The following is a 25,874-nucleotide window of genomic DNA, read 5'->3' as shown; positions in this document are numbered from 1 at the left end:
ATTTACAAAGTGGACCCCATGCTAAGCATCTGATCCACTTGTGATTGTGAGCTTTTACACTAAGGCATTACTTATTAACAATTAAAGTGTAATCACCTGCGCCTGAATATGAATACACAACTATGCGATAGTATCCATTTGCAGCACTATACGAAATTGACTCAACTGATGTAGGTGTTTCTGAGATTGATACTTGCGTCCATCCCCCACCTTGCCAGCGCTCAAGTTTCAAGTCAAAATCAGCATTGCTTGGGCCTGTTAAATCAAGGGATATAGTGCCACCAGCATATTGAAACCAACTACCATTAGGTTGAATTTGCTGTGCTTTATTGCTAAGCGTCCCGCGATAAGTTTCACCTTTAGGCGGCTCAACATCAGACGATTCAACGGTAAACGAAATGGTTTTAGCTGGACCTGAAATACCGGAAATAGACAGCCCTGAATCAGAGCCATTCCACCAAAGTGAATTAGTTCCTTTTGAAGACAAACTATTCGGATATAAATTACTAAACTCTCCATTTGCTATAAATAGGTCGGTACCGTCACCCCTATTGCGCTTATTCTCAGGGTCACGATTGCCATCAGCATGTTCCATTTGGATGTAAGGGTACCACTCATTAGAGTTGCTACCTCTCGAATCCACATGCCATATCGCTAACCCCTGACCGGGCTGTTCAGAGTTTTGGCCTGATTGGTGGATAGCTTCGATATAAAATGCCTCGTTGCGATTACTTGGATTGGTCCATTTATAGGATGTATGCGCACCTGAAGTGTGCGTAAGTACCCCTTTTGGTGCATTCTGATCAACCGCAGGGTTTAACTCTGTCACGGTATCCCATCCAGCTATTGCTCTGAAATGTGCAACAGGCGGGGTCGGTTTAAATTTATTCGTTGTGCCAATCGCACCAAATCCCATAACACCATAACTAGCAACAGAGCCATGAGAACTGCCATCGTAATCGTATAGATCAGGCCAATTAGTGATCAAGTGCCCTGACTCATGCACAAATGTACCTATGGATAAACTGGCACGCATATCCGTAATTTGATATCGGTCAGTACACACGCCATCGGCACAAAATCTTGGGCTCAACCTCGCCATATGCGGCCACAGCCCTTTTGACCATGAGCTATCTGAATTACCCGCGTAAAAAATATTGAGGCCGCGTATTTGATTGCTGCTATTGGTAGATAATGTTGAAAAATCAAACCCCTGTTGGTATTCAAGCCAATCTAACGCTTCTTTAATCAATTCTTGAGAGCGTACAGTCGAACTTAAATTAGAGTCTGCATAATAGGCTTTATTTTTTTTCGCAGTGTAATATGCAGTAACGGTGTTGGTGTAATCTAACTTGTTATCAGATACCTCAAGAAAGTAACCTCGAACAGATTGGGCATTGCCAAATTCGGTGTAGTTTTGATCATTCAAAAAGCGTTCAACCTGAGATTTCATGATGCTGCCGCGCTCATCAGGAAAATCAATAATAATGGTTAACCCTTTGATCTGACCAGTTACTTGAGTTTCAACGTTGGCACTTTGTGTACTCAATAAAAGCGGGCTTTCAATCGCGGGTAATAACTCATCTTGCTTTTGAATAACCAAATTTTGAATGGCCTCTGCAGATAAGCCAGCCTGTGTGGTGATGTCAAAGTGTGTAACCTGCTCTCCTATATGTCCTTTATCAGATACAAGGATACCGAGTGACTCAAAGTCAGTGCCAGTTTTGTTTACTGACGCATACGACAAACCACCTAAGTTTTTGTCGTAAACAACTAACCTACCATCATGTGCTCTTTGCTCTGCATAGTAGGTGTTGCCATGTAGAGTAATGGATACAACCTCTCCATTTGGTTGAGTATATTGATATGTCTCATTGTGGTATGGAATCGCGGCGTAAGATAAGGTGGGTGCGATTAAAGATGACAATATCGCTACGTGTTTAATTAACTTCATTATAGTTTCCTTTACATATTTTCCGAAATAGGAAACTAAATTATTAATCAAAATTTAACCAATGACAATTTATATTAACGATTGAAATAGTGATTTTTTGCAATTATTCTAGTCGTGCAAAGTCTTTCAAGCTTAACCCGAGTGCCATTGGGTTCTTGTACTGACTTGATATCCGGTGTTTTTTCAAGTTGACTAAGAAGTGTGCTGCGTAATCTATCGTTTTGAAATAAACTCGAATAATAAGCCAAAGATGGCCCTAGTTCACTCTTAAGCAATAGTGGGATTGTATCAATTAACGTTGAGACTTTCTTTTCAGATAAAGGAGTATCATAATTCAGGTGCTCATTGAGATAAGTTTGCCACATGAAAAAAAACTTAAACATATCTTGCCCGCTCTGCTTCACTTCTAACGCAACAGATGCGCGGTAGCGTTCAAAGCTCGGCCAGTCGCCTAAAAATATTTGGGTATTTAACAAGTTAAGCCCGGTACCAGCTGCATAACCCGATTGCCCTACTTCTGAATGATAACGAAATGCTCGAATATACATAAGTTGAGCATGACGATATTTCTTTTGATCAAAATAAATATTGCCCAAGTTATTTTTTATGTTGGCAACAATTTCCCTATCTTCAGCCAGCATCAGGGATTCATTCAAAATATTTTGCGCTTTTTCTGGCTGCCCACTGTATCGATACACCACAGCCATGTTATTCGCCACTCTGGCAAACTCTTTTGGATCAGCAGCATAAGATATAGCACACTCGTTTAAGATCTCTGCATAGGCATAATCGTGAATTCGCCTGTGATAAATGGCGACAGCGGTTGCAATATCAAGTTCAGCCCCCTCAACCGTCTCTTTCCACTGGTCACTTTCAAGCACAGTCACAATATGCTGGACAATATCCGCATCTTCCACTCGGACTCCCGCCTCTAAGCCAACAAGGTATAATTCGAGGAGTCCTCGGCTTGGCTTTTTAGGCAACCTTGATTTTACAGTACTAAAAACGTGTGCAGCGTGCTGCGGATTCTTGCTATTGAGTTCTTTTAATTGATTGAGGGTCATGAACATTTCGCTTGGCGACATCACAACAACCACAGATAACCAAAATGCTATAAACATAATGCCAGTATTTTATTTCAGTCCCGTCTAAGCATGGTATAGAACATAACGAAATCCAAGTTAAGTTAAAAATTTACCCAGTTATGCAGCGCTTGTCTGAATGCCAGTCAAGAGCCAATAAGTCAGATTTTCAAACTGGCAGAACCAGACCAAAAAAAACAATTATTTTACAAACCAAAACTAAAAAGAAAATTACACTTTAATGATAAAAATAAAATTCATTTAAAATCATTATCTTAATTATTAGCGAATTTTACCTATTAAAGGGAAAAATACAATAACTCTTCAACCTTAATTTATACTCGACTGTAATTATTGGCTTTTTAATGGCCATATGAATAAACGCATAAAAGTGCAAATTTTATAAACAAAATATACAAAATTAACACAAGTATAAATTTTAACGCCAAAACAGTTTACATTTTGAATACATCCATGTAGGATGAGGTTGTTCCTTTGGAGACACCACTTAATTAAGTGGCTCCTAGAACTCCCGAGAAGTAGAGCTTACTGATAAGGATGTTGGTTTATTGGGTATTTCCTTGGCAAAGTTTATTGCTATTGGAGATTGGGCAGGCGTTTGGCCTGCCTTTTTTTTGTCTTTTTTATGGGAGAGATGCCCAAAAGCTCACGGTTGTACGTATCACTTGGTATAATAAAATGGTACTTACACCTATGGAAAATATAATGTTACGCCAACCGTTATCTGTCCTTGTCGTTATTTACAATCAAAATAAGCAATTTTTAATTTTACAAAGAAAAGATGACCCTGAATTTTGGCAGTCTGTAACAGGCGGTATAGACAGAGGGGAAGAGCCGCTCACTACAGCGTATCGAGAATTAAAAGAAGAAACCGGTATAGACGCCCATGCTTTGGGCATCAAAATTAAGCAACATAACAGCATCAATCAGTACGAGATCAGGCCTCAATGGCGCCACCGGTATGAAAGCAACGCCAAAATAAACTCAGAACATGTGTTTAGTGTTTGCGTCCCGAATGATGTGCAAGTCACCTTGTGTGATGAAGAACACACTGACTATATTTGGCTAAACCAACAAAGCGCAGCCAACAAAGTGTGGTCGGCGAGTAACAAAAAAGAAATCCTTGCTATCTAAAACGCGTTATCAGCCTACTCATCATTAAATAGGCTTAAATAGTAGAGTTTGCCATCTTGTATGCACACGACCTTGCGCATCAGGCTCTTGAGCAGTGGTGAGCTCTAACTCGAGATCTGCACTGTGCGCCATGATAGATAATGTGTCGATGTCTATATTCGTCAACCCACGCTCTTTCAGATGCGCACTGTCATTACAGTGCCTTAGTTTCACTATCAATAACCCTTGAGGTTTAAGCAACTGCCTAATTGTTAAGAGTGCTTGAACACAAGCGCTATCATCTAGATAGTTAAAAACTGAGCTGACCAAAATCACATCAAATGCTTCAAATTTCTTTTTTACCTCGTATAGGCATGGCAACTCATCTCTAAGCCATACAATGGGTAAATCTCTCGTGTAAGCTTGACCTAATCTATTGATTGAACTGACGGGTTCTACTGCAACAACTTCGGCGCCTTGGCTCTGTTCGACTATGAATTTTGCATCCCTGCCCGCACCAGCACCAATATCCAGAAATTGTAACTTTTGCCGGTTAAAATAAGGCGTTAGATGAGTTAGCCAATTTGCATGCAATGATTCGAAACTGTCTGACTGATAGAGCTTGGCTAACTTAAGTGCATTCTGCTCGTAGTACTGCGCGGTCAATGTCGATACCTCAAAAAATATGTTCTGCTGTAGTATCTAGGATAGGTAATTTTTATAACAAAATAATGACAAACAAGCGCGTACACTTGTTATTTTCTGCAGAAAAATAAGTATAACTACATCAGCCTAAACAGTTAAATTTAACTCTTACCGACATCGTGTTATGGTATAGATAAGACTATTAATAAGGAATGTAACTTTATGGATCCAGTCACGACAATACTGAACTTTTTGTTCACCATCGAAGCTGTACTGCTAATTTTTGTCATTTTTATCTTAAAAGGTTCAATTAAATTTGTACCGCAAAATCGCGCTTGGATAATTGAGCGTTTTGGTAAATATCAATCAACCAAAGAAGCCGGTTTAAATTTTATTATCCCTTTTATCGATCAAGTCGCTGCCGATAGAAGCTTGAAAGAGCAAGCGACCGATGTGCCTTCTCAATCAGCGATCACCCGCGACAACATCTCGCTTGTGGTTGACGGGGTACTTTACTTCAGGGTACTTGATCCATACAAAGCAACGTACGGCGTTGATGATTATGTTTTTGCGGTGACGCAATTAGCGCAAACGACTATGCGTAGTGAGCTGGGTAAAATGGAACTGGATAAAACGTTTGAAGAACGTGACATGCTCAATACCAATATTGTTACAGCTATCAATGCAGCGTCTGAACCTTGGGGTATTCAAGTCCTTCGTTATGAAATTAAAGATATTGTGCCGCCAAATTCTGTGATGGAAGCCATGGAAGCGCAAATGAAAGCAGAGCGTGTTAAACGTGCGCAGATTTTAGAGTCTGAAGGCGACCGTCAAGCCGAAATAAATGTTGCTGAGGGTAAAAAGCAAGCACAAGTATTAGCCGCAGAAGCTGAAAAAGCCGAGCAAATTCTCAAAGCAGAAGGTGAAGCCAAAGCCATCATAGCCGTTGCAGAAGCACAAGCTGATGCACTTAAAAAAGTCGGTGAAGCAGCCAATACTGAAGAAGGTCAAAAAGCCATACAACTTGACTTAGCCACTAAAGCAATCTCTGCGAAAGAAGCCATCGCAAAAGAGTCTTCAGTTGTACTGCTCCCTGACAACGGCACTGATGCAAGCTCTCTTGTGGCGCAGGGAATGTCTATAATTAATACATTAAATAGCAAGAAAAATGGGTAAGTTATGACGTTTATAACCGACAATCTGCCTCAAGCACTCATAATATTTGGCTTAGTTGCACTTTGCATTGAAGTCATTGTCTTGGGGTTTGCAACCTTTGTGCTGTTTTTCTTAGGTTTGTCCCTTATCACCAGCGGCGTATTTATGTACTTTGGGCTCGTTGAGCCAAGTTTATTAAATGCCGCATGGATCAATGGTGTGCTGACAGCCTTGCTTGCTGGTGTGTTATGGAAACCGCTCAAAGCAATGCAATCACAACAAGATAGCAAAAAAGTAGACAGTGATTTTGCAGAGATTAGTTTTACGCTAGAGCAAGATCTGAATAATGAAAGCCCAGTCTTTTATCAATACTCAGGCATTCAATGGCAATTAAAAAGTAAAACGGAAATCGAAAAAGGCGTACAAGTGAAGGTCGTCGAAAAATCTGTCGGCGTACTGTGGGTCGCACCTGCTGAATGATACTTCCCTGCAAAATAACCTTTTACACATCGCCCACTCATTGTGGGCGTTTTATTTTATTTAACACTGAAGCGCTCAATCGCCAGTAGCGCATTGTCTTGAAATTGTGGGTTATCTAGATCAGCAAACACATGATGCTCTTGCCACAATATGACGTCGACTATTAATTATCTCGAGCACTTGTCCTTTATAATGTATTTGCACAGGTCTATTTAGACAAGATTGAATATATTGCTAACTGGCTTTAGGTAAACTCATAATCCCGGATAAATCACACTCAATATAAAAATCACAGCCAAAAACGAGAATAAGCTCATAAGCAAGATCTAAAGTCATAATCGTTTTACCACTCTCAAAATTGCTGATAGTAGCCTGATCAACACCCAAAATATTACCAAGCTGCCTTTGCGTTAATTTTTTGCTTTTTCTTAATCGGCGAATTGATTTTTGCATATTCATTTTAAACTGCGACACACGCATTTGCCTAACAGGTCTGTTGTGTATAAAGCTTTTATTCGTTTTGGTGTTAGATTCGATAACATATTTAAGGGTCATGATGATTTCCTTTCAAACCTTATAAAATAATGAGTACACACAATTTAACAGAACCCGTGTTCCAGAATCTGGACAACTTTATTACAATTACCACCACCAACACTTGTTGATAAAACAAATACAAGAAGTTAACATGCATTTAATTTTTAATCTGGTGTTTAGGTTATGGATGAAATTGACCCGTTTAAATTCGGGGAAAAGCTGAGGCACTTTGTAAGGAAAGAACTCATTGCAAAACAAGGCTCTGTGTCAAAAGGCTGCAAAAAAGCGGGTGTGTCACGCAGTACAATGAATAACTACCTGAATGGGACGTCTGAGTTTCCTCAAAGCGTGTTAACTAAATTACACAATGGGTGTAAGATAGATGTGTACGGTTTTTTGGCCTCCATGGCTGGAGTTGCTGGAAAATACAATAACGCTTGTATCGAAAAAGAACCCGAATTAAAGGCCTCTGATGAAAAACATGAAAATAAAACAAAAACACCTGATTAACAATAACGAGCAACTTAAACAGATATGTGCAGGAGTTAATACGGGTAAAGGCTCTGCACCTAAACAGCAAAGCGTAGCCATTGACTACCCATCAGTAACGATTATTCCAGATGATTTCCAAGGAGGTTGAGTGAAACCATTTACTAAACTATTGCTAATTTTTGCCGTGGTTGTTTTTGCCGTTTACAGTATGAAAACACCAGTTTATGAAACAATCATATTTATAGTGTGCTTGGCTTTTGCTTTTTATAAAACGGCTCATTTGCCTAAGATGAGTGTCTTTCTGCTATATCTTTTACTGTTTATGCTAGCGGAACTCATTGTAACCACCGTATTAGATTACTTCGTATATGGGCAGTACACAGGCTTTACTGAAAACATATGGTATTTTTCCTTCTCACTTATAATAAATTTATGTATCTGCTTATACTGCAGAAGGTCAGCGCTCTACTTCTTAAGAGAAGAGCCAAAGCTATTTGATATGGCAAACAGCTTATTTTATGTATTTATGCTTTTTTGCTTTGTAGATCTATACGCATTAGGCGAAAATTTCATACGTAACTTAGAGCGCTTAGGGTTTCCGGAAGATCAAGTACGCCATCTTTGGGAGATAACCCATATGTATTATAATATTGAAATCTACAAATCTATTTTAATTGGCTTAGCTAGTATCTGTTTGTTCGCCAGTGTGTATGCTCACCGCTCAGAAGAAGCACTCCCAGTTGAGCAAGAATGAAGCTAGCTAAAAAACACGATTAGCTCTTATTTTTATTACTGAGTTGATGATTATTTTAATAGTGAATGACTTCACATTAAGTTTACCGAATAATCCAATACAAAGGCGCAGCTTTTGCGCCTTAAAAAAAGCATGAAGGACTGACTATGCAAAACGCAAAAATAAAGCAACAAAAACAGCTAATTAAGGATAAAAAGCTACTTACACATATCTGTGCAGGTATATTAAAATTCAAAGGCTCTGGCCCTAGACAGCAACGCATTGACGAATACTTCCCAACTAAATAATCATCTACACATCGCCCACTCATTGTGGGCGTTTTAATTTAATAGCAAAACGCTCAATCGCCAGTAATGCGTTGTCTTGAAACTGTGGGTTATCTAAATCCGGATACACATGGTGCTGGGCATCAAGTGCGCCGGTTAGTCCTTTTTTGCTGGCGTAAAATCGGCCTGACTCTAAATTCTCATCAAATAAGGCCGTTAAGTAACGCGCTGAACCTGTCTCAACTCGGTGTACTTTGCCAAGCCACAACATGACTTGCATCATGCCTTTCATTGCATACTGTTTAAAAAACGGGAGTGTGTTAAACCCTTCAGTGCCTTTGGTCGCACCTGGGCTCATTGTCACAAACTTAATATGAGGATGACGCCTCGCCATTGCTGACATCCACAGCGCGCCCATGTATTTGATTGGGCCATAATGGGCTGTGGCATCTTGGTTTTTTGCAAACGCGGAGCCATCACAGATACGCATAAACTCCTCAACAGATGAAGTGCTTAAGTTAGGTCTGGGCATGCCCATTTCGGGTACTCCTCTGGCAGCCTCAGAGCCTGCATAAACAGCGACTTGTGTCAGCTTGCCACACTTTAAAAGCCTCTCTGTTAGTACGCTATGACCAAGTAAATTCACCGCGAAGATCTCTGTCACGCCAGCGCTATTAATTGCTGAAAATCGCTTCCCACCTGTGCCACCAGCGTTCATGATGAGCGCATCTACACTCTGCGGTAAATCATGTACAGCACGCTCAACAGAAGCGATGTCACTAACGTCTATTTCCAGCACCTCAAAGATGTTCCGTCCTGTGATTTGCTCCAGTTCTTGTTGCGCAGCAGCGGCTTTGTGTTTATTTCGACAGCCTAAATAAACCACTTCGACCTCTGGGCGTGCTGCTAGCTGTAAAGCCGCTTCTTTACCCAAGCCTGCGTTTGCACCTGTAATTAAAACACGCTTAATCATAATAACCCCTTTTCATTTAACAACGTCAAAACTCAATGTGGCTAGATTAAATGAAGCGCGAAACGCACTTTTGATATTTTTTGCGGTATTTAAAATTCAGGCATAAAAAAAGCCTGATAAATCAGGCTTTGGGTTTTATTGGAATATTCAAATAAATCTTATTGTTTGGATCTGCATCATTAAAATTTGCTGGCAGTAATTCAAAGTCGGGCTTATCTGCATACTCATACTTACTTTTTGGCAACCAACTGCCCCAAATATAACGCAAGGTTTCTTCCAATTTTGCAATCGGTCCTATGTGAGTGAAGCGCGCGTAGGTTTGTGCAGCTAACTCACGGGTTATCAAGCCCTCAGGGACATCGTCAAAGTTTTCAACTTGTGCAGAGCAAATATAAACAAACCGAGTTACCTCTTCCGACTCTTCATAATTTTCATAAATGCCAAAAAAGTCACTGCCAACACGATTAGGGATTTTATCCCGATAAGATCTAAACCCTGACCATAACTTAGGTAGGCTTAAGTCTCCATCATCATACTGAGTGGCGATGCCAACAATTTTCATCGCAGCTTGCTCGATTATCTCAGGCTCCATACTTAAGTTGTTTTGTAAAAAAGCGAGGTCATCTTGGCTTACCGGCTTTTTATATAGCAACCTAAACGGCTCATTTATTTTGCGATACTGCGCTGGCGTCATATCAAATAAGGCCTTAAACGCTCGGGTAAATGCCTCTTGTGATTCAAACTGGCACTCTATGGCCAAGTCTAAAATACCAACATCGTCTGTGAGTAATCGTTTTGCAGCAAGCGTTAAACGCCTTTTGCGTAAATACTCTTTTGGTGTATCTCCAACCAAAGCTTTAAACACCCTACTGTAATGGTAAGTTGAATAATGAGCGGACGTCGCTATTTCATGCACACTTATCTTGTCATATAGATGCGCTTCTATGTACTCAATACTTTTAAAAAATCGGTCCATCTCATACCTCGTTATAATAATTACGCTTGTGCCGTATTTGCTTTGAGCACATGTGACTCAGCATACGCTTTAAGACCTTTGAGTAGTTTGCCAAACGCCACCGGAAATACCAGCCTTAACAACGGATAAAATGGATAAGCAAATAATTTAAGCTCAGGGGAAGCAACCCAAATTACTTCTGCTTGGTTCGGACCAAGTGCACGTACTGACATGGATACATGGTTTTGCTTAATTGGCACAATTTTAGGGTTGTTTACGGGCAACACATCAAATGCCAATTGCTTTTTTTGCTCATTAAAGTCGGTGATAACTTCTTTCACTTTCGCGCCATTTGGATCGGCGTTTAAATCACATATGCGCCCTTCCATCGGTGCGCCTGTTTTACTATTGCCACGACCCATGGCCACAGAGTTAGGAATAGGTCCCATCCATAAGTGGGCTTTATCAAACTCATGAGCAATCAAATGCCAAACTTGCTCTGCGGATTTATTAATGATGATTTTTTTAGTTACTTTCATAAGTGCACCTGTGTGTGTTGCGTTGATAGGTGTACTTTAAAAAATACCGATTGTGTTTTTTTGATATTTCTTGCTGTGTAGACTCACTTAAATAGCAAAAACAAAAAACCTACCCGCTATGCAACAGGTAGGCTTATGTAAACTTGCATTAAATCGTCTTTAGTCTAACAAGTCATTCGAATTGATAAACGCAGACAGTTTATTAGCGATATCAGTATGCTCTGCCTCAGTCGGATGCCAAATACACCCCTCTAATGGCGATGAAAAAGTGTGCGAGTACAACTTATCAATCCCCAGCTCTTCAAGCTTGGCTTTTGCCTCTAATGTCGCAGGAATGATGAAGTCATAGGGATAAGCAGGTCTTGGCATAAATATAATGGGAGCATTCGGGTAGCGATAACGTACCTTATTGACGAACTCGACCATGGTAGAGATCCAGTCCGCTTTGACTTCTTCAATGGTTGCCCATGGTTCATGAGGCTGCGGATCTGTACTGAAATCGTTCGTGCCCACCTCAATCACAACCAAATCAGGATGTGTATCTTCATACGCTTTATTATCGCCAAATACCGCGGAGACTTTGTCTAGATAAGTACGTAGATCATGGTGTGGGTCGTTACCGCTCCAATTGCGAATTAAACCCAGCCCTGAATAAGACACTTGCGTGAAGCTGGCTTCGAGCATAGATGCGGTCAGATAAGGAAAAGCCACTCTGGCATTGCTGCTATCAACTATCTCCTGCCAAGTACACTGGCGTTTAGTGGATTCACTGCCAAAGCCTGCACTGATAGAGTCTCCGACAAATAGAATATGCGGTTGCTGCTGCCAAATACCCTCTAAACGGCCATCCGTTGAAAAGCTGAGTATTTTGGTATTGTTACCATAGTTTTCCCAGCGTTTGACGATTTCAATCTCGACCATTTTGGCTTCTTGCTGTGTGAAAACAACATGCTCTTCAAAATTGCCATTTGCATTGGTCACAATTTTTTTATGTAGCTGACCGTCCACTAAAACATCAAACTGATCGCCATAACCAGCAAGTGTCACCTTCAGTGATTTGCCGACTAACTTGGTTTTGAGTTGCGTGCCCGGCCAGTTAAACTCAACCTGACCTTTACTATAATGCTTGCTTACTCGCCCTTCATAAACAATGGCATGGTGCGTCGCTTGATAGCTTTTTGCAAACGCGGTGCTGGACAACAGCGCGCTGCTACAACTGAGAAAAGCCACCAACAGTGATAACTTAATAGATATTAACCTTAACATGTGTCATTCCTTAATTTAGTTTGTATCCGAGACTGTATTTCAACACTACATATCAACATGCAATGCACACAGTGCCCGCCAAATTAGTCACGCATTAAGTACCACCCTCAAATACAGCCTATTTCATTTGAAAAAAACTCATACAGCAAACATCTGTTCACAATTCGACCTAGTCACTATTGTATGCACAAGTGCAATAATCTTAAAATACAATCATTCTCATTTTAGAAGACACAGATCTGTGAACAACCGTATTTTAGTCGTAGAAGACGACATTACTCTCAACCAGCAAGTTTGCGCCCTACTTAATAACCGAGGCTATCAGGTCGACTGTCTTCATGATGGAGAACAAGGACTTAGCCAAGCACTTGCGGTAGATTACGACCTCATTATCTTAGATATTCGCTTGCCGAGCATGGAAGGCTATGAAATTTTGGCCCAGTTAAGAAAAATAAAACACACGCCGGTCTTGATTTTATCCGCCTGCGGTGCGGAGCAAGAGCGTATAAAAGGCTTAAGCCTAGGAGCGGATGATTATTTATCTAAGCCCTTTAACCTTGATGAGCTAGTATTGCGTATTGAAGCGATTTTACGACGTGTTCATGCTAGCCACACACAAGCACAAACGCCCTTTGAAATTACGTTGTCTGACCTACATTTAGACAGACAAAAACAGCTTGCTGCGTACAACACAGAGCCGCTAGACATCACCACTATTCAATTTAAATTGTTATGGCAGTTAGCACACAACCATAAAGAGACACTCAGTAAAGCGTTTTTATATCAAAGCGTGCTTGAACGTCAGTTTAGCCGATATGACCGCAGTTTAGATATGCACCTGAGCCGCTTGCGTAAAAAGCTCGTTGCAGTTGGGCTCAGCCCAGAATCTATCACCACAGTGCATGGCAAAGGGTATCGTTTGCATGTTCAATCTTAGAGCTTCTTATTTTTTACGCCTGTGTGCGTTGGTTATTGCAGGATCTTTATTGCTCTTTGCCGTGATTGATTACTTGGTCAACCACACTGAATTTAGAATGAGCCAAATTAAAGTCGAGCATCAGCAAGAACTTATCGCACTGGGCAAGCAAGCTGAGCAACTGTATTTGGCAGGCGATATGGCTGCACTCAGTACCTATGTAAAAAATATAGAGCGAGACCATGATACTTGGGCAGCGGTTGTTCAGCGCGAGCTGACACCGCTGGCAGGAACGCAGCTTCAGCAGTACTACCTAGACGAGTTTACCCTTGGTCGTGACGTAAGATGGAAAATCCACTTATACTTTGCTCGTAATCCTGTAATGGATATCCCGTTTGCAGATGACAAAACCCACTTTTTGATCCAGTTACCCAGTCACATGCGCCCGGGTAATTATTGGAGAATTGCTTATATTTTACTGCAATTTTGTGTGCCATTTTTAGTTTTAACGGGAATTTGCTGGCTGTTATATCGCGCCATTATGAAACCACTCAAACAACTAGAGCAAAGTACCCGCGCTTTTGCCGATGGAGACTTAGACAGTCGTATTGGCGACAAAATCTCTAGTCGCGATGCTGAATTTAAGCAAATTGCAGCTACCTTTGACAAAATGGCCAACTGCACCGCCAACACCATTCGCGCACAAAGGCAGTTTATTGCTGATTTTTCTCATGAAATTCGAACACCCATAGCCCGTATTGAAACCGCGCTGGAGTGCCATAAATCAGGCTTAGATCAACAAGATATGCTCAGTCGCGTGACCAAAAACACCCATACCATGCGAGAACTTGCAGAGAACACCTTAACACTCACTTGGCTCGAAAATGAACGCTTCTGCCCACATACAGATACTGAAAATATCCCTTTTGATTTGGTCGACTTAATTGACTGTATTGCTGAAGAGGTGAAGTTCGAAGCCCCTCATTTACAGATTAATCTCGAATTGCCCGACTCCAAAACACTCAATAGTGATGCCAGAGTGCTTGGTCAAGTCATTGAAAATGTATTAAGAAATGCCAGTCGCTTTGCAAAGAACACCATTTCAGTTACGCTCGACAACAACACTATTCAAATCATTGATGATGGACCTGGCGTGTCAGACAGTGAACTGACAGATATTTTCAAACCCTTCTATCGCAGCCATGGCTATTCACATACACAGCCCGATAGCGACTCATTCGGTTTGGGGCTTGCGCTTTGCAAACGCCAAATGGAGCGACTCAACGGTCAGATATACGCACAAAACAATTCAGATTCAGGGCTGTGTATCGTCATAGCGCTTTAACGCTGGTTTTTTAGTCCCTATAACATGCTAATTGTCACTGTAAATGTAACAGTTGTAAAAGTGCTTTGTTTTGGGACAGAACCATGAATAATACACGCGTATTGATAACTATTTTCATTTAAGATAAAGGAACACACCAATGCAGTTTGGTTTTTCTCGCACATCTATCGCCCTTGCTGTCGCTGCAGCAACTTTCGCGTCTCCCGCTACTTTGGCAGACAATCAACAGCAAAAGATTGAAATCATCGAAGTTCATGGAAAAGTCTCTGACGCCGATATGATCATTGACCAAACTGATCTAACCCAGTTACAAGCCAACGACTTATCTGACATTTTTAGATCTTTACCACAAGTGTCTGTAGGTGGATCAAACCCAGTCGCACAGAAAATTTACGTGCGTGGCCTTGAAGACACCATGCTTAATGTCAGTATTGATGGCGCATTACAAGCAGGCTACTTATTCCACCACCAAGGCCGTTTATCTATTGAGCCTGAGCTGTTAAAGCAAGTTGATGTTGTCGCTGGTGCAGGTGATGCAACTTCGGGGTCAGGTGCACTTGGTGGCGCATTGAGATTTAAAACCAAAAGCGCTTCAGACTTACTTGCTCCAGATGAAAAGTTTGGCGCGTTGTTCAAATTAGGCTATTACGGCAATAGCGAAGGCTTTAAAGCAAGCTCGACACTATATGGCCGTGTAACTGATGATATTGATGCACTTGTGTCACTGATCAAACGCGACACTGAAAACATGGAAGACGGTAATGGCGACGAGATCCCTTACTCACAATCAGAGCAAGAAGTTGGATTTGCGAAAATCAGTGGTGACCTAACAAGCACACAATCATTCAGCTTAAGCCATGATGTCCGTCACGATGACGGAACACGCTTACTCCGTGCTCACTGGCACCCAAGCCGCAAGAACTTTGCATTACCGCAAGAAAGTGAGCGTACTACAAACACATTAAACTACTTTTATGCGCCACAAGATGACCTCATTGATATCGCTTTTTCTGCATATCAAACGAAGAACTCTATCACGCATGCTCATCCTGAAGGTAAAAATAGAGCCGGTGTTGTTGTGCAAAACACCTATTTTGCAGAGTATGACTCACAAGGGTTTGATCTAAAAAATACGGCGCTATTTGAAACGCACAAAATTGTTGCAGGCTTCGACTACAGAAGTGATGAGGCAATTTTGGAAGATGTCGGTTCTAACTACGAGCTATCTGGAGTAGAAGAAGGCAAAGTACTGGGTTTATATATCCAAGATTACTTCCAAGTGACGGATCAGTTCCAGATCAGTACGGGTGTCAGATACGACAAATATGAACTAACCGATGATAATGGGTTTGACTTTGACTCAAGCGGCTTTAGTCCTAACCTGAACCTAACTTATGAGCTAACGCCTGAATTATCAGTAAACACTGGATATGCTAAGGCTGTTCGTGGTCAAAAAGTAAAAGAGTTATTTGTACTTGGCTACTATGACAACGATGAAAACCTACGTAAAGAAGTGGCTGAAAACATCGAAGTGGGCTTCAAATATCTGGGTGACAACCTTGTTGTCCAAGCTGATGTCTTTATGTCGACCATTGATGACGCTGTATCTACTGCAAAAAACATCGAAAGCCAACCTGCAAACTTCTTAAGCAATGTCGGTGATTTAGAAAACAGAGGCTTAAACATCAATGCGCGTTACAGCTTTGACCGTGTGTCTGTCTCTTTAGCGTTCAACAGCAGCCGCCCAGAGTGGAAAACGCACGTTAATCCGGCACTGGCTGGCTCCGCTATTTCGGATCAAGATTGGTCAATCGGTACCTCTGTCGGTGATACACTGACGTTAGGTGCAGATTACTCACTGACAGATTCACTTGAACTGGCTTGGCAAGCGCGCTTAGTTCAGCGACTGGATGATTCAGGTACCTATGTTTGGGATAACACAGAGCTGCCTGAAAAAGTAGGGTACGGTGTACATGATTTAAAAGCGACTTGGTACATCACGAATGACGAAAACGTAAAGCTTGATATCGCCATTAAGAACGTCTTTGATAAGTTTTACTACGACCACGCAACTTACGCAGCCATCGGCCCAATTGACACAGGTGTTGCAGAGCCTGGCCGTGATATTCGTGCCACCATCACATGGCAACTATAATAAAATTCTAGTCAGCTGAACAAAGAGGCCACAAGGCCTCTTTTTTCTTGCTAGGCGATTCTAAACAGATTAAACCAGTCCAAGTTGAGAAAGCTTACTCTCGACCTGCTTATATCTCAAAGTGCTACAACTACCAAAACCAGACCTCTGCCTAAACTTATTGGCTGTCGACATCGGCGTTGTCATGCCTGTTAAGAAGCGCACCAGTACTGCAGCTGTCGCTGCAATGCCAGCTTGGTTGAGATAGTTTTTTAACCCATTAATGTCATCTCTTAATTGCTGATCATCTGGGAAAAGCGGCTCTTGACTAAATTGCAGTTGCGCAGAGCTTCCTCGACAAACACTACAATGCCCGCAGCTTTGCGGCACTTGCTGATCGTCAAAGTATCTGGCTAGGTTATTAGACAGGCAGTTTTGCAACTCAAAAAAGCGCAGCATGGCTGCAATGCGCTTTACTTCCCCAAGCTCCTTATCAGAAAAATAATCACTTAACTTGTTAGCGAGCTCAGGTGCATTCAAAGCAGTCTCATCTACTTGGTAGACTTGCATCATGCGCTTAGATTCAAGCAAGATCATGCCCTGCTCATGCAAATAATCCAGTGCTGCCACCACCCGGCCTCGCTCAAGCCCTTGATTGACCAAAGCGGCCATATCAACCGTCCCCCACACTTTTTTAAAGTCAGTATTTGACACAATCTGCTGAATAAACGCTTGGCGATTTGCATCGAAGGAGTTCAGCACTTTGTTTTCTGTGTGCAACCATTTAAAACGAAAATCAGCATAGAATGCGTATTTGGCTTCGAGTACACCAAACAACTCCAGTTGAACGAGCGCCGTTTTTAGCGCCAGCAGGCGAATGTTTGTCGCCTTAGATACGCTCAGCTCTTGCATTTCCCAAAGCCCTTGCGACATTGACGTGCGAATTTCATCAAGTAGTGATTCAATATTGCCAAGCTCAGGCGTGTCTGCATACACAAAGTTCTCAAGGGTTGAAACCCCGTCTAAATTTGCCAGTGTGATGCAGGTTGAGGGCTGTCCATCTCGCCCTGCACGACCAATTTCTTGGCTGTAGTTTTCAATAGACTTAGGTAAATCATAATGAATAACAAAGCGAATATCTGATTTATCAATCCCCATACCAAACGCGATAGTGGCCACGATGATACGCTTTTCATTGTGCATAAATTGCTGTTGGATCTGCTGCCTTGCGTCATCTTTTAACCCTGCATGGTAGGCAACTGCGTCTTGCCCTGCTGCTTGTAGCTGTTTTGCGACTTCTTCTGCCGTTTGCTGCAACGTAACATAAATAATACCGCTGTCCTGTGTCTGGCTTAAAAACGATAAAATCGTCGGTAGCTTCTCACTCTCGGTGCAGGCCTGAATACTCAAATCTAAATTGGCGCGATAAAACCCGGTTTGCACAATATGCTGCTCATCAATGGAGAATCGATGTGCCATATCTCGCTTTACTTTTTTTGTTGCGGTTGCCGTTAATAGCAGGACCAAAGGAATATTTAGCTCATTGCGAATTTGCGGTAACTTCAAATAATCGGGTCTAAAGTTATGACCCCACTCTGAAATACAGTGCGCCTCATCGACCACCAGCATAGAAATGGGCACTTGCTTGATAAAGCCACGAAAGCGCTCATTTTTAAAACGCTCAACAGACACCATCAAAATTTTGATGTGGCCATCTCTCACACCTTGCATCACACTTTGTGATTGCTCATAGGTTTGCGTCGAGTCTAAACTTGCAGCTGGGATCCCCTTGTTGTTTAAAAACTCGATTTGGTCTTGCATCAAAGCAAGCAGTGGAGAAACCACTAACGTGAGATTGGGCAAATGTAATGCTGTTAGCTGATAACACAAGGATTTTCCCGAGCCCGTTGGAAATATGGCCAAGCTAGACTGGCCACCAATTAATTGCTCAATTGTTTGTGCTTGCCCTGCCCTAAAAGCACTAAATCCAAAATACTGTTCTAGCGTCTGGTGTATATCTGCTTGATGCATAAAGTGTCTCGTTGTGATGTGTGAGCATAAGCCTTGGCCATCTTATTTAACCAAACAGCAGAGCAAATGCTAATTCACGCCCATGAAAATTATGTATTGTATGATACCAGCTATTTGGGCACGTTTGCTTCACATATGACGAGTTTCATTTATTTTGCACTACGTGCAGGCAATGAGTGCTATTTGTCGCTTTCTATTTGAACAACACTGCCCCAATCGCTTATTCTTTTGTGCGCAAAACATCCAAACACGTATTATCGAAGTCCATGTTTTTATAAGGAGTATTTAATGGCACATGTGCGCCAAGCGACCATCACTGACGCTAATGAGATTAATGAACTCTCACGCTTTTTAGGCTACTCAAATACGACCTCTGACGAAGCTCAGCAGCGGCTGGAATATTTACTTGAATCAACCAATGATGATGTCTGGGTATGTGAGGTAAATGGACACATTGCTGGCTGGCTTCACGGGTTTAAAGCGCACCGACTAGCCTCTAATATGTTTTATGAAATAGGCGGTTTAGTCGTTGACCCAAAAATCAGGAAACAAGGGGTGGGTAAATTGCTTGTTGAGCAAGCTTATCAATATGCTCAACAACTTAATGTGGAGCTTAGAGTTAGGTGTAACAACAAGCGTGTTGAAACACATGAATTTTATAACAGACTTGGCTTTACCCAAGCAAAACAGCAGAGTGTATTTAGCAAGCGTTAATACCTTGTTTGACCTAATAAATGTTCGTGTAATGCAATGAAAGATACATTTTTATCAATGCACATTAAACTGACGGTATGAAAAGCACAGGGAGCCAATGAAATGTCTTTGCCAAATCAACAACCTCGATACCAATCAACCACAAGTAAATTAAGAAAACTTGCGATACCTTCCAGCTTTTTACTGCTTTTTGGCTGTAATACGACCAGTGTAACGGGCGAGTCAAACGCACTTGAAACGGTGAATAGTGACTGTATTGGCAAGGTAGAGCAGCATACAGGGCTTGTGCCCCTACCAGCTGAAAAGCTTCCGTCAGGTGTGGTTATGCCGCAGCAACAAGGTGGCTTATGCAAAGGGCAAGTGTTCGTCACTACCCAAGAGATCACCATATGGCGTGCATGGAATAGTGAATACACTGGTTCTAAACTTGGAAAGTGGTGGACCTTCGACAAACCCCGAGGCTCTATCTCTCAATATCGACGAGACAATGTGATCTGCCCGAGTTACTCCCCTTTAGATATGCTCGTCAGTTGTAAAGTTAAAGTCGGTACGCAGGTCGTAGTGGGCCCCGGGCAAAGTGCAAAATGCAGTGACTATTTTAGCTACCCTGCCTCAAAAACGAACCAGATATATTTAGCCGATGCTGAAAATACAACATTAGTTTGCCAATCTTACGATGGCCGATTTTCTTGGCGAGAAGCGCCGCAAAAAGTGGTCAAATCCGCGGAGTCATTGTAGTCGCCCTTACAAACAGAGCACAACCACACTGCAATTCACTTGCGCTCTGTTTGCAAAAAGTGACTATCGACTAAGATAGCCCATACGATTTAGCTCATCCGCTTTATGGCGCAGCGGGTCTTGTATTTTACAAAGACCATTTGAGCTAGCTATGAATGCGAGCAGCCCTTCATGATCCACATGTTCAGTTGCACTCAGACAATCGTATGCAAGTAATTTAGATTTTAGCCGCTGTGGATCAAGTAAATCATCACCTGAGGATGCGGCTATTTTCTCTTGCTCATGTATCGCGTATGACGTCGCTACTGGCGTCGTCCATGACGAGGAGTAGTGATTCCAATCTACGACATAGCTCATTCCTATTGTATTTGGTGACATTTTTGGCGTGCTATTGGTCACTTGTTCGGCCCCACCAACCAATGGGGAGTACCCAAGGTTAATGAACAAATCAATACTACTACTGCCATTAAAATACGCTTGATGATCAACAAAAACTTTTTCCCAACCAGATTGACCGTAAGGGGCTAAATCTGTGTCTTTGTCTTTTGTAGAATAATATGAAACTCGAATACGATTGGGGTAATCAATTAAATCTAAAGCGTCACCGCTTTGCGCAGCAAACTCATTACCTGCATGAAAGGCTAAGGTATTAGGCGCGTCAAATAGCGCATCATACACAGGCTTAATTGCCATGTAGAATTGATTTCGCTGCTCTGCATTTAGTGCATCTTGGCAACCATGTTGAAGCAGGGCTTGTTCAACAGATTCTAAAGTAAATCCGCCCGAATAGTTAATAAACTCGACCCCATACTGTTCAATAACTTCAGCGGTTAGTGAACTAGCAGCAGTCCTCATATTGGCAGAAAAAGTAGCAAGGTCGTTGTTACAAAGCGCGTCTTTATAATTTAAAAAAGGCGTGAAAGTGGACGTGTCTATAACTACAAATTCTGCTTGAGGATTGTGCTGTGCCAAGTAACCAAATACCTGCACTCCATGGGAGTATATAGCTTGATTTGTTTCTCTGTCATATCTATCTTGCGGTACAACAGCTCGGTACTTGTTTGATAATTCAGTTAACCAAGCCGCAGGCACAAAGGTAGGCTGTGGCTGTGTAAATCGCTCATCTGTAATACTAAAACGGTTAACCTCTCCTAACAACTTAACGCCAAGCTTTGAAGTGTGAATATATGGATCGTCTATTACAAAGGAGTTTGACTGTGGGTTATATTTATAGGTGGATTTAACTCTTGAGCGGTATCTCAACACAGAGTGGAAATCCATCCCATAATCTAAGACAAGAATAGTTTGAGTCTGTTTAGTACGTGATTGTTCAAATTGACCATCGCTAAAACTAACACGCTGCACATCACACATTTCGTGCGCTTGAGCTTGCTCAGTACAATCAATTTGTTGCTCTTCAATCCAACGAACTGAATCGAGCACATATTGCTTGCTTTGCGTTTCAATTAATTCCAACAACTCCAACGGCTCTAAATCACTTGGCGGAGTTGGGGCGGGTCTTGTCGGCGTGGGTTCTGTCGATCTCGGATCAGGTGTTGTATCACTGCCACCACCGCACCCAGAAACAATGATGGATACCGCTCCAACAAAGAATAAACTTCTTATATTAAACACTGTGCTCTCCTTATATGTCATATTTCTATGTTGCTTGATGTTATAAATACAACACGTTGAAATGTCGTAAATGACTATATCACCACTATAAAAAGAGAACTTCTCAGGTTACAAATTAATACAAATCAATTGAATTTATTTTCAAAATCAGCCAGAGAATACAACTATCAAAAACAATTAGGTTAATCTAATATAAAATCGTATTTTATAAATTTAAATTTACCCCCTAAACCATCCTAATTAAAAACGTAGGCTAAACCGAGTTATACTTTGGAAAGTATAAGTACAGCTCGGTTATCTTTTATTTGAATTCGAACATATCCATATTTATCTAACGTCGAAATGGACAGGCGCCAATAACTCTATCTGCAAATAAATCAACAATAGGCAGGTATCCGTTGTATCTCGCCCATAAACCAGCATCATTTGTGATATAACCATCATTCACAATTGAATCAATACGTGCATATATCTCGTTTATATCTGGGCTAACAACACAACGTGTATGCATATTGAAGCTATCAGCTAATCTTTTGAAGCGCTCCAATGTCATTGTTGAACTGGGGGCAACCTGATAGCTACAAATCACAGCAATGGAACTATCAAAGAAATCAACAATAGGATAGTACTTAAACTGTTTCCCCCAATTTGCAGCGTCATTTGTAATAACTCTTTGCCTTAAAGCCCAATCTATTCTGCTGATTGCATTTGATTCGCTTGGTTTAGCTGCACAGCGACTGTTTAATACATTATCAAAATAAGCTTGAAAGCGATAAGCAGATGTATCTGTTGCTGCTTTTACTGATAAAGATGAAAAAGCCAGACTGGCTGCAACAAGCAATGTTGTTAGTTTCATATTAGTTACTCATTAAAAAATTAATGTAAAGGGTCCGCATCTAAGGCCACGACGCACATGATGCACTGTTAAAGTATTCCACTGGCGATGTAGATCTAATCAATCGTGAAAGCAAGCTTCAAAGGGGCATGTAAGGACCTTCATCTAATTAGAACATCCAAATCCCACGCTTCTCATAAAAAGCTTTTAATAAAGGACTCATGTGAGATGTACTTTTAATATTTACCCACTGTAACGTATCCGACTTCCATGACACTCTTCCATGACTTTCCAGCAAGTTTCACACCGCCAAAATGCTACAAGAAACAATTTTTATAAAATTAATTATCCAATTCATAATGTGAACATTTCTTAAGCGACTTTATTTTTACATAGATAAAAAGCGAAAAACAAAAGTTCATCCCAATACAAGCATCAGGATTAATATGGCAATAAAAATAAAAATAAAAGCATAAATTTCAAAATACTAACAAAATAAAAATGCAAATTTATAAATTATGGGTGACATTAGAATCGATCAAGTTTAAAATCTGCAATATTGTAGATAATGGATTGGTTCTATAGAAACATCAATAAACTGTAGATCATAAATATAACCCATTGCATTAACTCACATTTATTAACATAATGTTTCACAACAAGCGATAAACCCATTTAATTAAATAAAGCAAATCACTCTAGATATCTAGGCTTTAATAGCAAAAAACTATAATAAAAATAAGAATAGAACAATTTATTGCGCAAACCACCTCTTTCTGGCCTCAATTTAAAGCTTATTGGTAATAAACTGTCTACGCATTCTTTCCGCATTCAGTTTTGATATCACTTTAAAAGTTTAAATTTCCTGTATAAAACTTGTTCCAGAAAGAACTAAGGCACAATAACATCGCGATAGTGAGTAGGCTGAATACATAAGAATACTCATACAAGATTCACTGGCAGGTAACTAAAGCTTCGCTCATCAGTCCATTTTTTCAATGATTTAACTCTGCTTATTTATCAACTTGTATGAATGCTGCTGACTGGCATTCGTACTGATATAGTACGATGTTGAGATTCTCTCTAATATGTGAGTCAGCAACCGGTTCTTAATGTGAACAAATAAATTTATTGGCACTGAGTAAGAGATAACGACAAGCTTCCTTAAGTACCATGGCTTTTATGAACTCGTAACTTTTATAAATATCACCAGACTGCTGGCGCCACCATGCTTAATATATTGGCTTCAAAAAACAAACGCACAAATTGACAGCGGTGTCATTTGGTGGCAAATTTAAACAGGCATTTATTAAACAATCAAAAGGAATTACAAATGAAAAAGTTAGCAACTGTAAGTGCAGCACTTCTTATGTCATTCATGGCCGCTCCTAGCTTTGATGCACAAGCAGCAGCACAGTATACTCAATGTACATATAAAAAAGTTGCGGGTGCACCTTGGGCGGGAGAGTATCGCTACACACAACTTTCAGGTCATGTAACTTGTCCTGCAAATTTAGCAGTCACTATTGGCTACTATAAGCTTATCAGTCAGAGACATATCAACTAATTGCAGTATAAAAAGTATTGAGGGCTTAACATTCATGGGGATGCCCTCTTGTACCAATGCTTCGAAAAAGCGCTCGATTTCATATTTTAATCATACGTGCATTTGACTCACATAAAGGTAAGATAAATTAAAAAAAGCTCCCCTGCTAAACAATGAGACCTTCCAAACAGCAAGATTATAAAGCCAGCTCACCCTTATTGGATTTCCCATATTGTCATCCAGTACGACACAAACGACAGAGTCAACACGTGTAAATAACGGCATGTCCGCGTTCAAAAAAGGGACACTATTGATGATTTAAAATTGTGATTTACACTTATACTTGTAGATATTTTATTTTTTGAAGGTATTCCTATTCTTAAGTTAAAAGAGCGCTTTGGGGCACTGACTAAAGCACAACCAATTCTGATCAATCGATATCCAACATACGCTGCTTATTTACTTATTGTGACGGCTGCGTTTTTACTTTATTACCCGGTACGTTACGCTATCAGTAATAGTTATGGCTTAGCTGTTGCTGTGGTGATTGTAATTGCTGCGCTCCTGTTTACAGCAGTGCGTTTATTCCAAGGACGCCTTAGTGTATTAAAGTGCATTGTTTTGAGTGCAGTCTTGGGAAGTACGCTGATATATTTTTCCTTTCAATCTCCCATTATTGCCGTAATTTGGTTGCCTGCTTTTCTCGTTGGCGTATTTATGGTCTTTCCATTTAAAATGGCCTGTTTTACAAACAGTAGCTGCTGGGCTGTTATTACATATTTAACCTTTATGAACTTACATATAGAGATAGCACTAAGGTCGGCAATGTCTTCCGGTCTTGTCATGTTATTAACAGCAGTTATCGTGAGGACGTATAATGAAGCCATTCAAGCTGCTGAAAATGTTGCAACGAAAGATCCATTAACCGGCGCACTCAATCGACGAACGCTCATAGAAAATATTGAGCTTGAATCAGAACGAGTAACAAGATATGGCCAAACCTGCTCTATCATCATGATAGATTTAGATAACTTTAAGACCTTGAATGACAAATTAGGCCATGGGATCGGGGATGAAATGTTAGTCAACTTCGTGAAATTGGTTCAACAATATACCCGCAAGAATGACAAGCTATTTAGGCTAGGAGGAGATGAGTTCATGTTACTCATACCCGGTATGAACGCATACACTGCCGAAACTTTTATTGCCCGCATCCAAAATTTAGTTCCATCTAAACTCTCTGTAGACAGTGTTGCACTCGGTATGAGCTTTGGCGTATGCGAAGTTACAGCCGACACCGCGATTGAGCAATTGCTTGAACTAGCAGATCAAGCCCTATATCAAAATAAAGCGCAAAGAAAAGAGCAAAATAATCCAATATGAAACCATATGAAATTCATGCTTTTATTTTATATTTAAACTAAATTTTTAGGCTCAGCCACCTTTTAATAAAACTTTTCATTTACTTTTTTAAATCAAGTTAATAACATAAATTGGCAATTATGTTTAAATAAGGAAAATAATAATGAAAGTGAAACTAATAAAGAAAAATCTAAAAAACCTAAATAAAAGCAATGAATTAAATCACAACGCAACACCACAAGTTGGTGGAGGTGCTGAGCCGTCAATTTACCCAGTTTGTCGTCCTACAAACCCAGTTATCTGCTGGACTGGCAGACGCGGCTGTGTAACTAGATAATAAGGTGATTTGACTGCTGATTTTCAAGCAGCCACCCCATAAAATACCA

General features: G+C 40.8%; 26 protein-coding genes. 15 read left to right on the top strand and 11 right to left on the bottom strand.

Features of this window, described 5'->3' with window-relative positions:
• Window positions 1-67: 67 nt before the first annotated feature.
• Together N477_RS05360 and N477_RS05355 are read right to left on the bottom strand one after the other, a co-directional pair.
• The gene (locus N477_RS05360; protein WP_063360466.1) at window positions 68-1,954 is read right to left on the bottom strand and encodes a M6 family metalloprotease domain-containing protein; all 1,887 of its coding nucleotides are present in this window, start codon (window positions 1,952-1,954) and stop codon (window positions 68-70) included.
• 74 nt (window positions 1,955-2,028) lie between these two features.
• Window positions 2,029-3,075, bottom strand: a complete 1,047-nt coding sequence (locus N477_RS05355; protein ID WP_063360467.1) for a tetratricopeptide repeat protein — start codon at window positions 3,073-3,075, stop codon at window positions 2,029-2,031.
• A 687-nt stretch (window positions 3,076-3,762) separates the two neighbouring features.
• On the opposite strand from N477_RS05355, the gene nudB reads away from it, so the two are divergent.
• Window positions 3,763-4,191, top strand: a complete 429-nt coding sequence (nudB, locus tag N477_RS05350) for a dihydroneopterin triphosphate diphosphatase (protein ID WP_081216344.1) — start codon at window positions 3,763-3,765, stop codon at window positions 4,189-4,191.
• A gap of 24 nt (window positions 4,192-4,215) precedes the next feature.
• On the opposite strand, the gene N477_RS05345 is transcribed toward nudB, so the two are convergent.
• Window positions 4,216-4,836 carry a class I SAM-dependent methyltransferase gene (locus tag N477_RS05345; protein ID WP_063360468.1) on the bottom strand — a complete coding sequence of 207 codons (621 nt, stop codon included), beginning with the start codon at window positions 4,834-4,836 and terminating at the stop codon, window positions 4,216-4,218.
• A gap of 201 nt (window positions 4,837-5,037) precedes the next feature.
• Here N477_RS05345 and N477_RS05340 point away from each other — a divergent pair, with 201 nt between their 5' ends.
• Both N477_RS05340 and N477_RS05335 read left to right on the top strand, forming a co-directional pair.
• The gene (locus N477_RS05340; RefSeq protein WP_063360469.1) at window positions 5,038-5,991 is read left to right on the top strand and encodes a slipin family protein; all 954 of its coding nucleotides are present in this window, start codon (window positions 5,038-5,040) and stop codon (window positions 5,989-5,991) included.
• A 3-nt stretch (window positions 5,992-5,994) separates the two neighbouring features.
• Complete coding sequence (locus tag N477_RS05335) at window positions 5,995-6,450, top strand: NfeD family protein (RefSeq protein WP_063360470.1); 456 nt, start codon at window positions 5,995-5,997, stop codon at window positions 6,448-6,450.
• Between the two features lie 234 nt (window positions 6,451-6,684).
• Here N477_RS05335 and N477_RS05330 read toward each other — a convergent pair whose 3' ends face one another.
• Entirely contained in the window at window positions 6,685-7,005 is a 321-nt protein-coding gene (locus N477_RS05330) for a helix-turn-helix transcriptional regulator (protein WP_063360471.1), read from the bottom strand.
• Window positions 7,006-7,170: 165 nt separating this feature from the next.
• On the opposite strand from N477_RS05330, the gene N477_RS05325 reads away from it, so the two are divergent.
• The 4 genes from N477_RS05325 to N477_RS25905 all read left to right on the top strand — a co-directional run bounded on the left by N477_RS05325 (window position 7,171) and on the right by N477_RS25905 (window position 8,520).
• Window positions 7,171-7,497, top strand: a complete 327-nt coding sequence (locus N477_RS05325) for a helix-turn-helix domain-containing protein (protein ID WP_063360472.1) — start codon at window positions 7,171-7,173, stop codon at window positions 7,495-7,497.
• Window positions 7,469-7,627, top strand: a complete 159-nt coding sequence (locus tag N477_RS25910) for a hypothetical protein (protein ID WP_155731807.1) — start codon at window positions 7,469-7,471, stop codon at window positions 7,625-7,627. The genes N477_RS05325 and N477_RS25910 overlap by 29 nt, the downstream gene beginning before the upstream one ends.
• Complete coding sequence (locus tag N477_RS05320; protein WP_063360473.1) at window positions 7,628-8,233, top strand: hypothetical protein; 606 nt, start codon at window positions 7,628-7,630, stop codon at window positions 8,231-8,233.
• Between the two features lie 146 nt (window positions 8,234-8,379).
• Window positions 8,380-8,520 carry a hypothetical protein gene (locus tag N477_RS25905; protein WP_155731806.1) on the top strand — a complete coding sequence of 47 codons (141 nt, stop codon included), beginning with the start codon at window positions 8,380-8,382 and terminating at the stop codon, window positions 8,518-8,520.
• Between the two features lie 19 nt (window positions 8,521-8,539).
• Here the strand turns inward: N477_RS25905 and N477_RS05315 are convergent, their stop codons facing one another.
• The 4 genes from N477_RS05315 to N477_RS05300 form a co-directional block, all read right to left on the bottom strand.
• Window positions 8,540-9,472, bottom strand: a complete 933-nt coding sequence (locus tag N477_RS05315; protein ID WP_063360474.1) for an SDR family NAD(P)-dependent oxidoreductase — start codon at window positions 9,470-9,472, stop codon at window positions 8,540-8,542.
• Window positions 9,473-9,593: 121 nt separating this feature from the next.
• The gene (locus tag N477_RS05310) at window positions 9,594-10,448 is read right to left on the bottom strand and encodes an AraC family transcriptional regulator (protein WP_063360475.1); all 855 of its coding nucleotides are present in this window, start codon (window positions 10,446-10,448) and stop codon (window positions 9,594-9,596) included.
• A gap of 20 nt (window positions 10,449-10,468) precedes the next feature.
• Window positions 10,469-10,966: an SRPBCC family protein gene (locus N477_RS05305; protein WP_063360476.1), complete on the bottom strand. Its 498-nt coding sequence runs from the start codon at window positions 10,964-10,966 to the stop codon at window positions 10,469-10,471.
• 159 nt (window positions 10,967-11,125) lie between these two features.
• Window positions 11,126-12,232, bottom strand: a complete 1,107-nt coding sequence (locus N477_RS05300) for an SGNH/GDSL hydrolase family protein (protein WP_063360477.1) — start codon at window positions 12,230-12,232, stop codon at window positions 11,126-11,128.
• Window positions 12,233-12,473: 241 nt separating this feature from the next.
• On the opposite strand from N477_RS05300, the gene N477_RS05295 reads away from it, so the two are divergent.
• From N477_RS05295 to N477_RS05285, 3 genes are all read left to right on the top strand, one after another.
• Window positions 12,474-13,169 carry a response regulator transcription factor gene (locus N477_RS05295; protein ID WP_063360478.1) on the top strand — a complete coding sequence of 232 codons (696 nt, stop codon included), beginning with the start codon at window positions 12,474-12,476 and terminating at the stop codon, window positions 13,167-13,169.
• On the top strand, window positions 13,156-14,493 hold the full coding sequence (locus N477_RS05290) for a HAMP domain-containing histidine kinase (RefSeq protein ID WP_063360479.1): 1,338 nt from the start codon (window positions 13,156-13,158) through the stop codon (window positions 14,491-14,493). Before N477_RS05295 ends, N477_RS05290 begins: the two co-directional genes overlap by 14 nt.
• Window positions 14,494-14,632: 139 nt before the next feature.
• Complete coding sequence (locus tag N477_RS05285) at window positions 14,633-16,648, top strand: TonB-dependent receptor domain-containing protein (RefSeq protein WP_063360480.1); 2,016 nt, start codon at window positions 14,633-14,635, stop codon at window positions 16,646-16,648.
• A 69-nt stretch (window positions 16,649-16,717) separates the two neighbouring features.
• Here the strand turns inward: N477_RS05285 and N477_RS05280 are convergent, their stop codons facing one another.
• Window positions 16,718-18,658 (bottom strand): RecQ family ATP-dependent DNA helicase, encoded by a 1,941-nt coding sequence (locus N477_RS05280; protein ID WP_063360481.1) that lies wholly within the window; start codon window positions 18,656-18,658, stop codon window positions 16,718-16,720.
• A 288-nt stretch (window positions 18,659-18,946) separates the two neighbouring features.
• Here N477_RS05280 and N477_RS05275 point away from each other — a divergent pair, with 288 nt between their 5' ends.
• Both N477_RS05275 and N477_RS05270 read left to right on the top strand, forming a co-directional pair.
• The gene (locus N477_RS05275; RefSeq protein ID WP_063360482.1) at window positions 18,947-19,372 is read left to right on the top strand and encodes a GNAT family N-acetyltransferase; all 426 of its coding nucleotides are present in this window, start codon (window positions 18,947-18,949) and stop codon (window positions 19,370-19,372) included.
• 102 nt (window positions 19,373-19,474) lie between these two features.
• Window positions 19,475-20,110, top strand: a complete 636-nt coding sequence (locus tag N477_RS05270) for a hypothetical protein (protein ID WP_063360483.1) — start codon at window positions 19,475-19,477, stop codon at window positions 20,108-20,110.
• Between the two features lie 63 nt (window positions 20,111-20,173).
• Here the strand turns inward: N477_RS05270 and N477_RS05265 are convergent, their stop codons facing one another.
• Window positions 20,174-21,745, bottom strand: coding sequence for a hypothetical protein (locus N477_RS05265; RefSeq protein WP_155731805.1), 1,572 nt, complete (start codon window positions 21,743-21,745; stop codon window positions 20,174-20,176).
• 331 nt (window positions 21,746-22,076) lie between these two features.
• Window positions 22,077-22,601, bottom strand: coding sequence for a hypothetical protein (locus N477_RS05260; RefSeq protein WP_063360485.1), 525 nt, complete (start codon window positions 22,599-22,601; stop codon window positions 22,077-22,079).
• A gap of 1,312 nt (window positions 22,602-23,913) precedes the next feature.
• Between N477_RS05260 and N477_RS05255 the strand changes: the two genes are divergently transcribed.
• The 3 genes from N477_RS05255 to N477_RS25900 all read left to right on the top strand — a co-directional run bounded on the left by N477_RS05255 (window position 23,914) and on the right by N477_RS25900 (window position 25,825).
• The gene (locus N477_RS05255) at window positions 23,914-24,147 is read left to right on the top strand and encodes a hypothetical protein (protein WP_063360486.1); all 234 of its coding nucleotides are present in this window, start codon (window positions 23,914-23,916) and stop codon (window positions 24,145-24,147) included.
• A gap of 804 nt (window positions 24,148-24,951) precedes the next feature.
• Window positions 24,952-25,509 (top strand): GGDEF domain-containing protein, encoded by a 558-nt coding sequence (locus N477_RS26260; protein WP_196760584.1) that lies wholly within the window; start codon window positions 24,952-24,954, stop codon window positions 25,507-25,509.
• A gap of 142 nt (window positions 25,510-25,651) precedes the next feature.
• A complete protein-coding gene (locus N477_RS25900) occupies window positions 25,652-25,825 on the top strand; it encodes a hypothetical protein (protein WP_155731804.1) in 174 nt (57 codons plus the stop codon).
• Window positions 25,826-25,874: the final 49 nt, after the last annotated feature.

It is taken from the genome of Pseudoalteromonas luteoviolacea H33-S (genome assembly GCF_001625695.1).
Classification (GTDB): Bacteria; Pseudomonadota; Gammaproteobacteria; order Enterobacterales; family Alteromonadaceae; genus Pseudoalteromonas; species Pseudoalteromonas luteoviolacea_B.
The sequence above is the reverse complement of the archived record's forward strand: the minus strand, read 5'-3'. Positions and strand labels throughout refer to the sequence as shown.

Coding starts and splice junctions, on each gene's coding strand:
- N477_RS05310 (WP_063360475.1), bottom strand. CDS start 10,448: ATGGACCGATTTTTTAAAAGTATTGAGTACATAGAAGCGCATCTATAT.
- N477_RS05340 (WP_063360469.1), top strand. CDS start 5,038: ATGGATCCAGTCACGACAATACTGAACTTTTTGTTCACCATCGAAGCT.
- N477_RS05290 (WP_063360479.1), top strand. CDS start 13,156: ATGTTCAATCTTAGAGCTTCTTATTTTTTACGCCTGTGTGCGTTGGTT.
- N477_RS05335 (WP_063360470.1), top strand. CDS start 5,995: ATGACGTTTATAACCGACAATCTGCCTCAAGCACTCATAATATTTGGC.
- N477_RS05260 (WP_063360485.1), bottom strand. CDS start 22,601: ATGAAACTAACAACATTGCTTGTTGCAGCCAGTCTGGCTTTTTCATCT.
- N477_RS26260 (WP_196760584.1), top strand. CDS start 24,952: ATGTCTTCCGGTCTTGTCATGTTATTAACAGCAGTTATCGTGAGGACG.
- N477_RS05360 (WP_063360466.1), bottom strand. CDS start 1,954: ATGAAGTTAATTAAACACGTAGCGATATTGTCATCTTTAATCGCACCC.
- N477_RS05330 (WP_063360471.1), bottom strand. CDS start 7,005: ATGACCCTTAAATATGTTATCGAATCTAACACCAAAACGAATAAAAGC.
- N477_RS05305 (WP_063360476.1), bottom strand. CDS start 10,966: ATGAAAGTAACTAAAAAAATCATCATTAATAAATCCGCAGAGCAAGTT.
- N477_RS25900 (WP_155731804.1), top strand. CDS start 25,652: ATGAAAGTGAAACTAATAAAGAAAAATCTAAAAAACCTAAATAAAAGC.
- N477_RS05255 (WP_063360486.1), top strand. CDS start 23,914: ATGAAAAAGTTAGCAACTGTAAGTGCAGCACTTCTTATGTCATTCATG.
- N477_RS25910 (WP_155731807.1), top strand. CDS start 7,469: ATGAAAATAAAACAAAAACACCTGATTAACAATAACGAGCAACTTAAA.
- nudB (WP_081216344.1), top strand. CDS start 3,763: ATGTTACGCCAACCGTTATCTGTCCTTGTCGTTATTTACAATCAAAAT.
- N477_RS05315 (WP_063360474.1), bottom strand. CDS start 9,472: ATGATTAAGCGTGTTTTAATTACAGGTGCAAACGCAGGCTTGGGTAAA.
- N477_RS05280 (WP_063360481.1), bottom strand. CDS start 18,658: ATGCATCAAGCAGATATACACCAGACGCTAGAACAGTATTTTGGATTT.
- N477_RS05270 (WP_063360483.1), top strand. CDS start 19,475: ATGTCTTTGCCAAATCAACAACCTCGATACCAATCAACCACAAGTAAA.
- N477_RS05285 (WP_063360480.1), top strand. CDS start 14,633: ATGCAGTTTGGTTTTTCTCGCACATCTATCGCCCTTGCTGTCGCTGCA.
- N477_RS05355 (WP_063360467.1), bottom strand. CDS start 3,075: ATGTTTATAGCATTTTGGTTATCTGTGGTTGTTGTGATGTCGCCAAGC.
- N477_RS05275 (WP_063360482.1), top strand. CDS start 18,947: ATGGCACATGTGCGCCAAGCGACCATCACTGACGCTAATGAGATTAAT.
- N477_RS05325 (WP_063360472.1), top strand. CDS start 7,171: ATGGATGAAATTGACCCGTTTAAATTCGGGGAAAAGCTGAGGCACTTT.
- N477_RS25905 (WP_155731806.1), top strand. CDS start 8,380: ATGCAAAACGCAAAAATAAAGCAACAAAAACAGCTAATTAAGGATAAA.
- N477_RS05300 (WP_063360477.1), bottom strand. CDS start 12,232: ATGTTAAGGTTAATATCTATTAAGTTATCACTGTTGGTGGCTTTTCTC.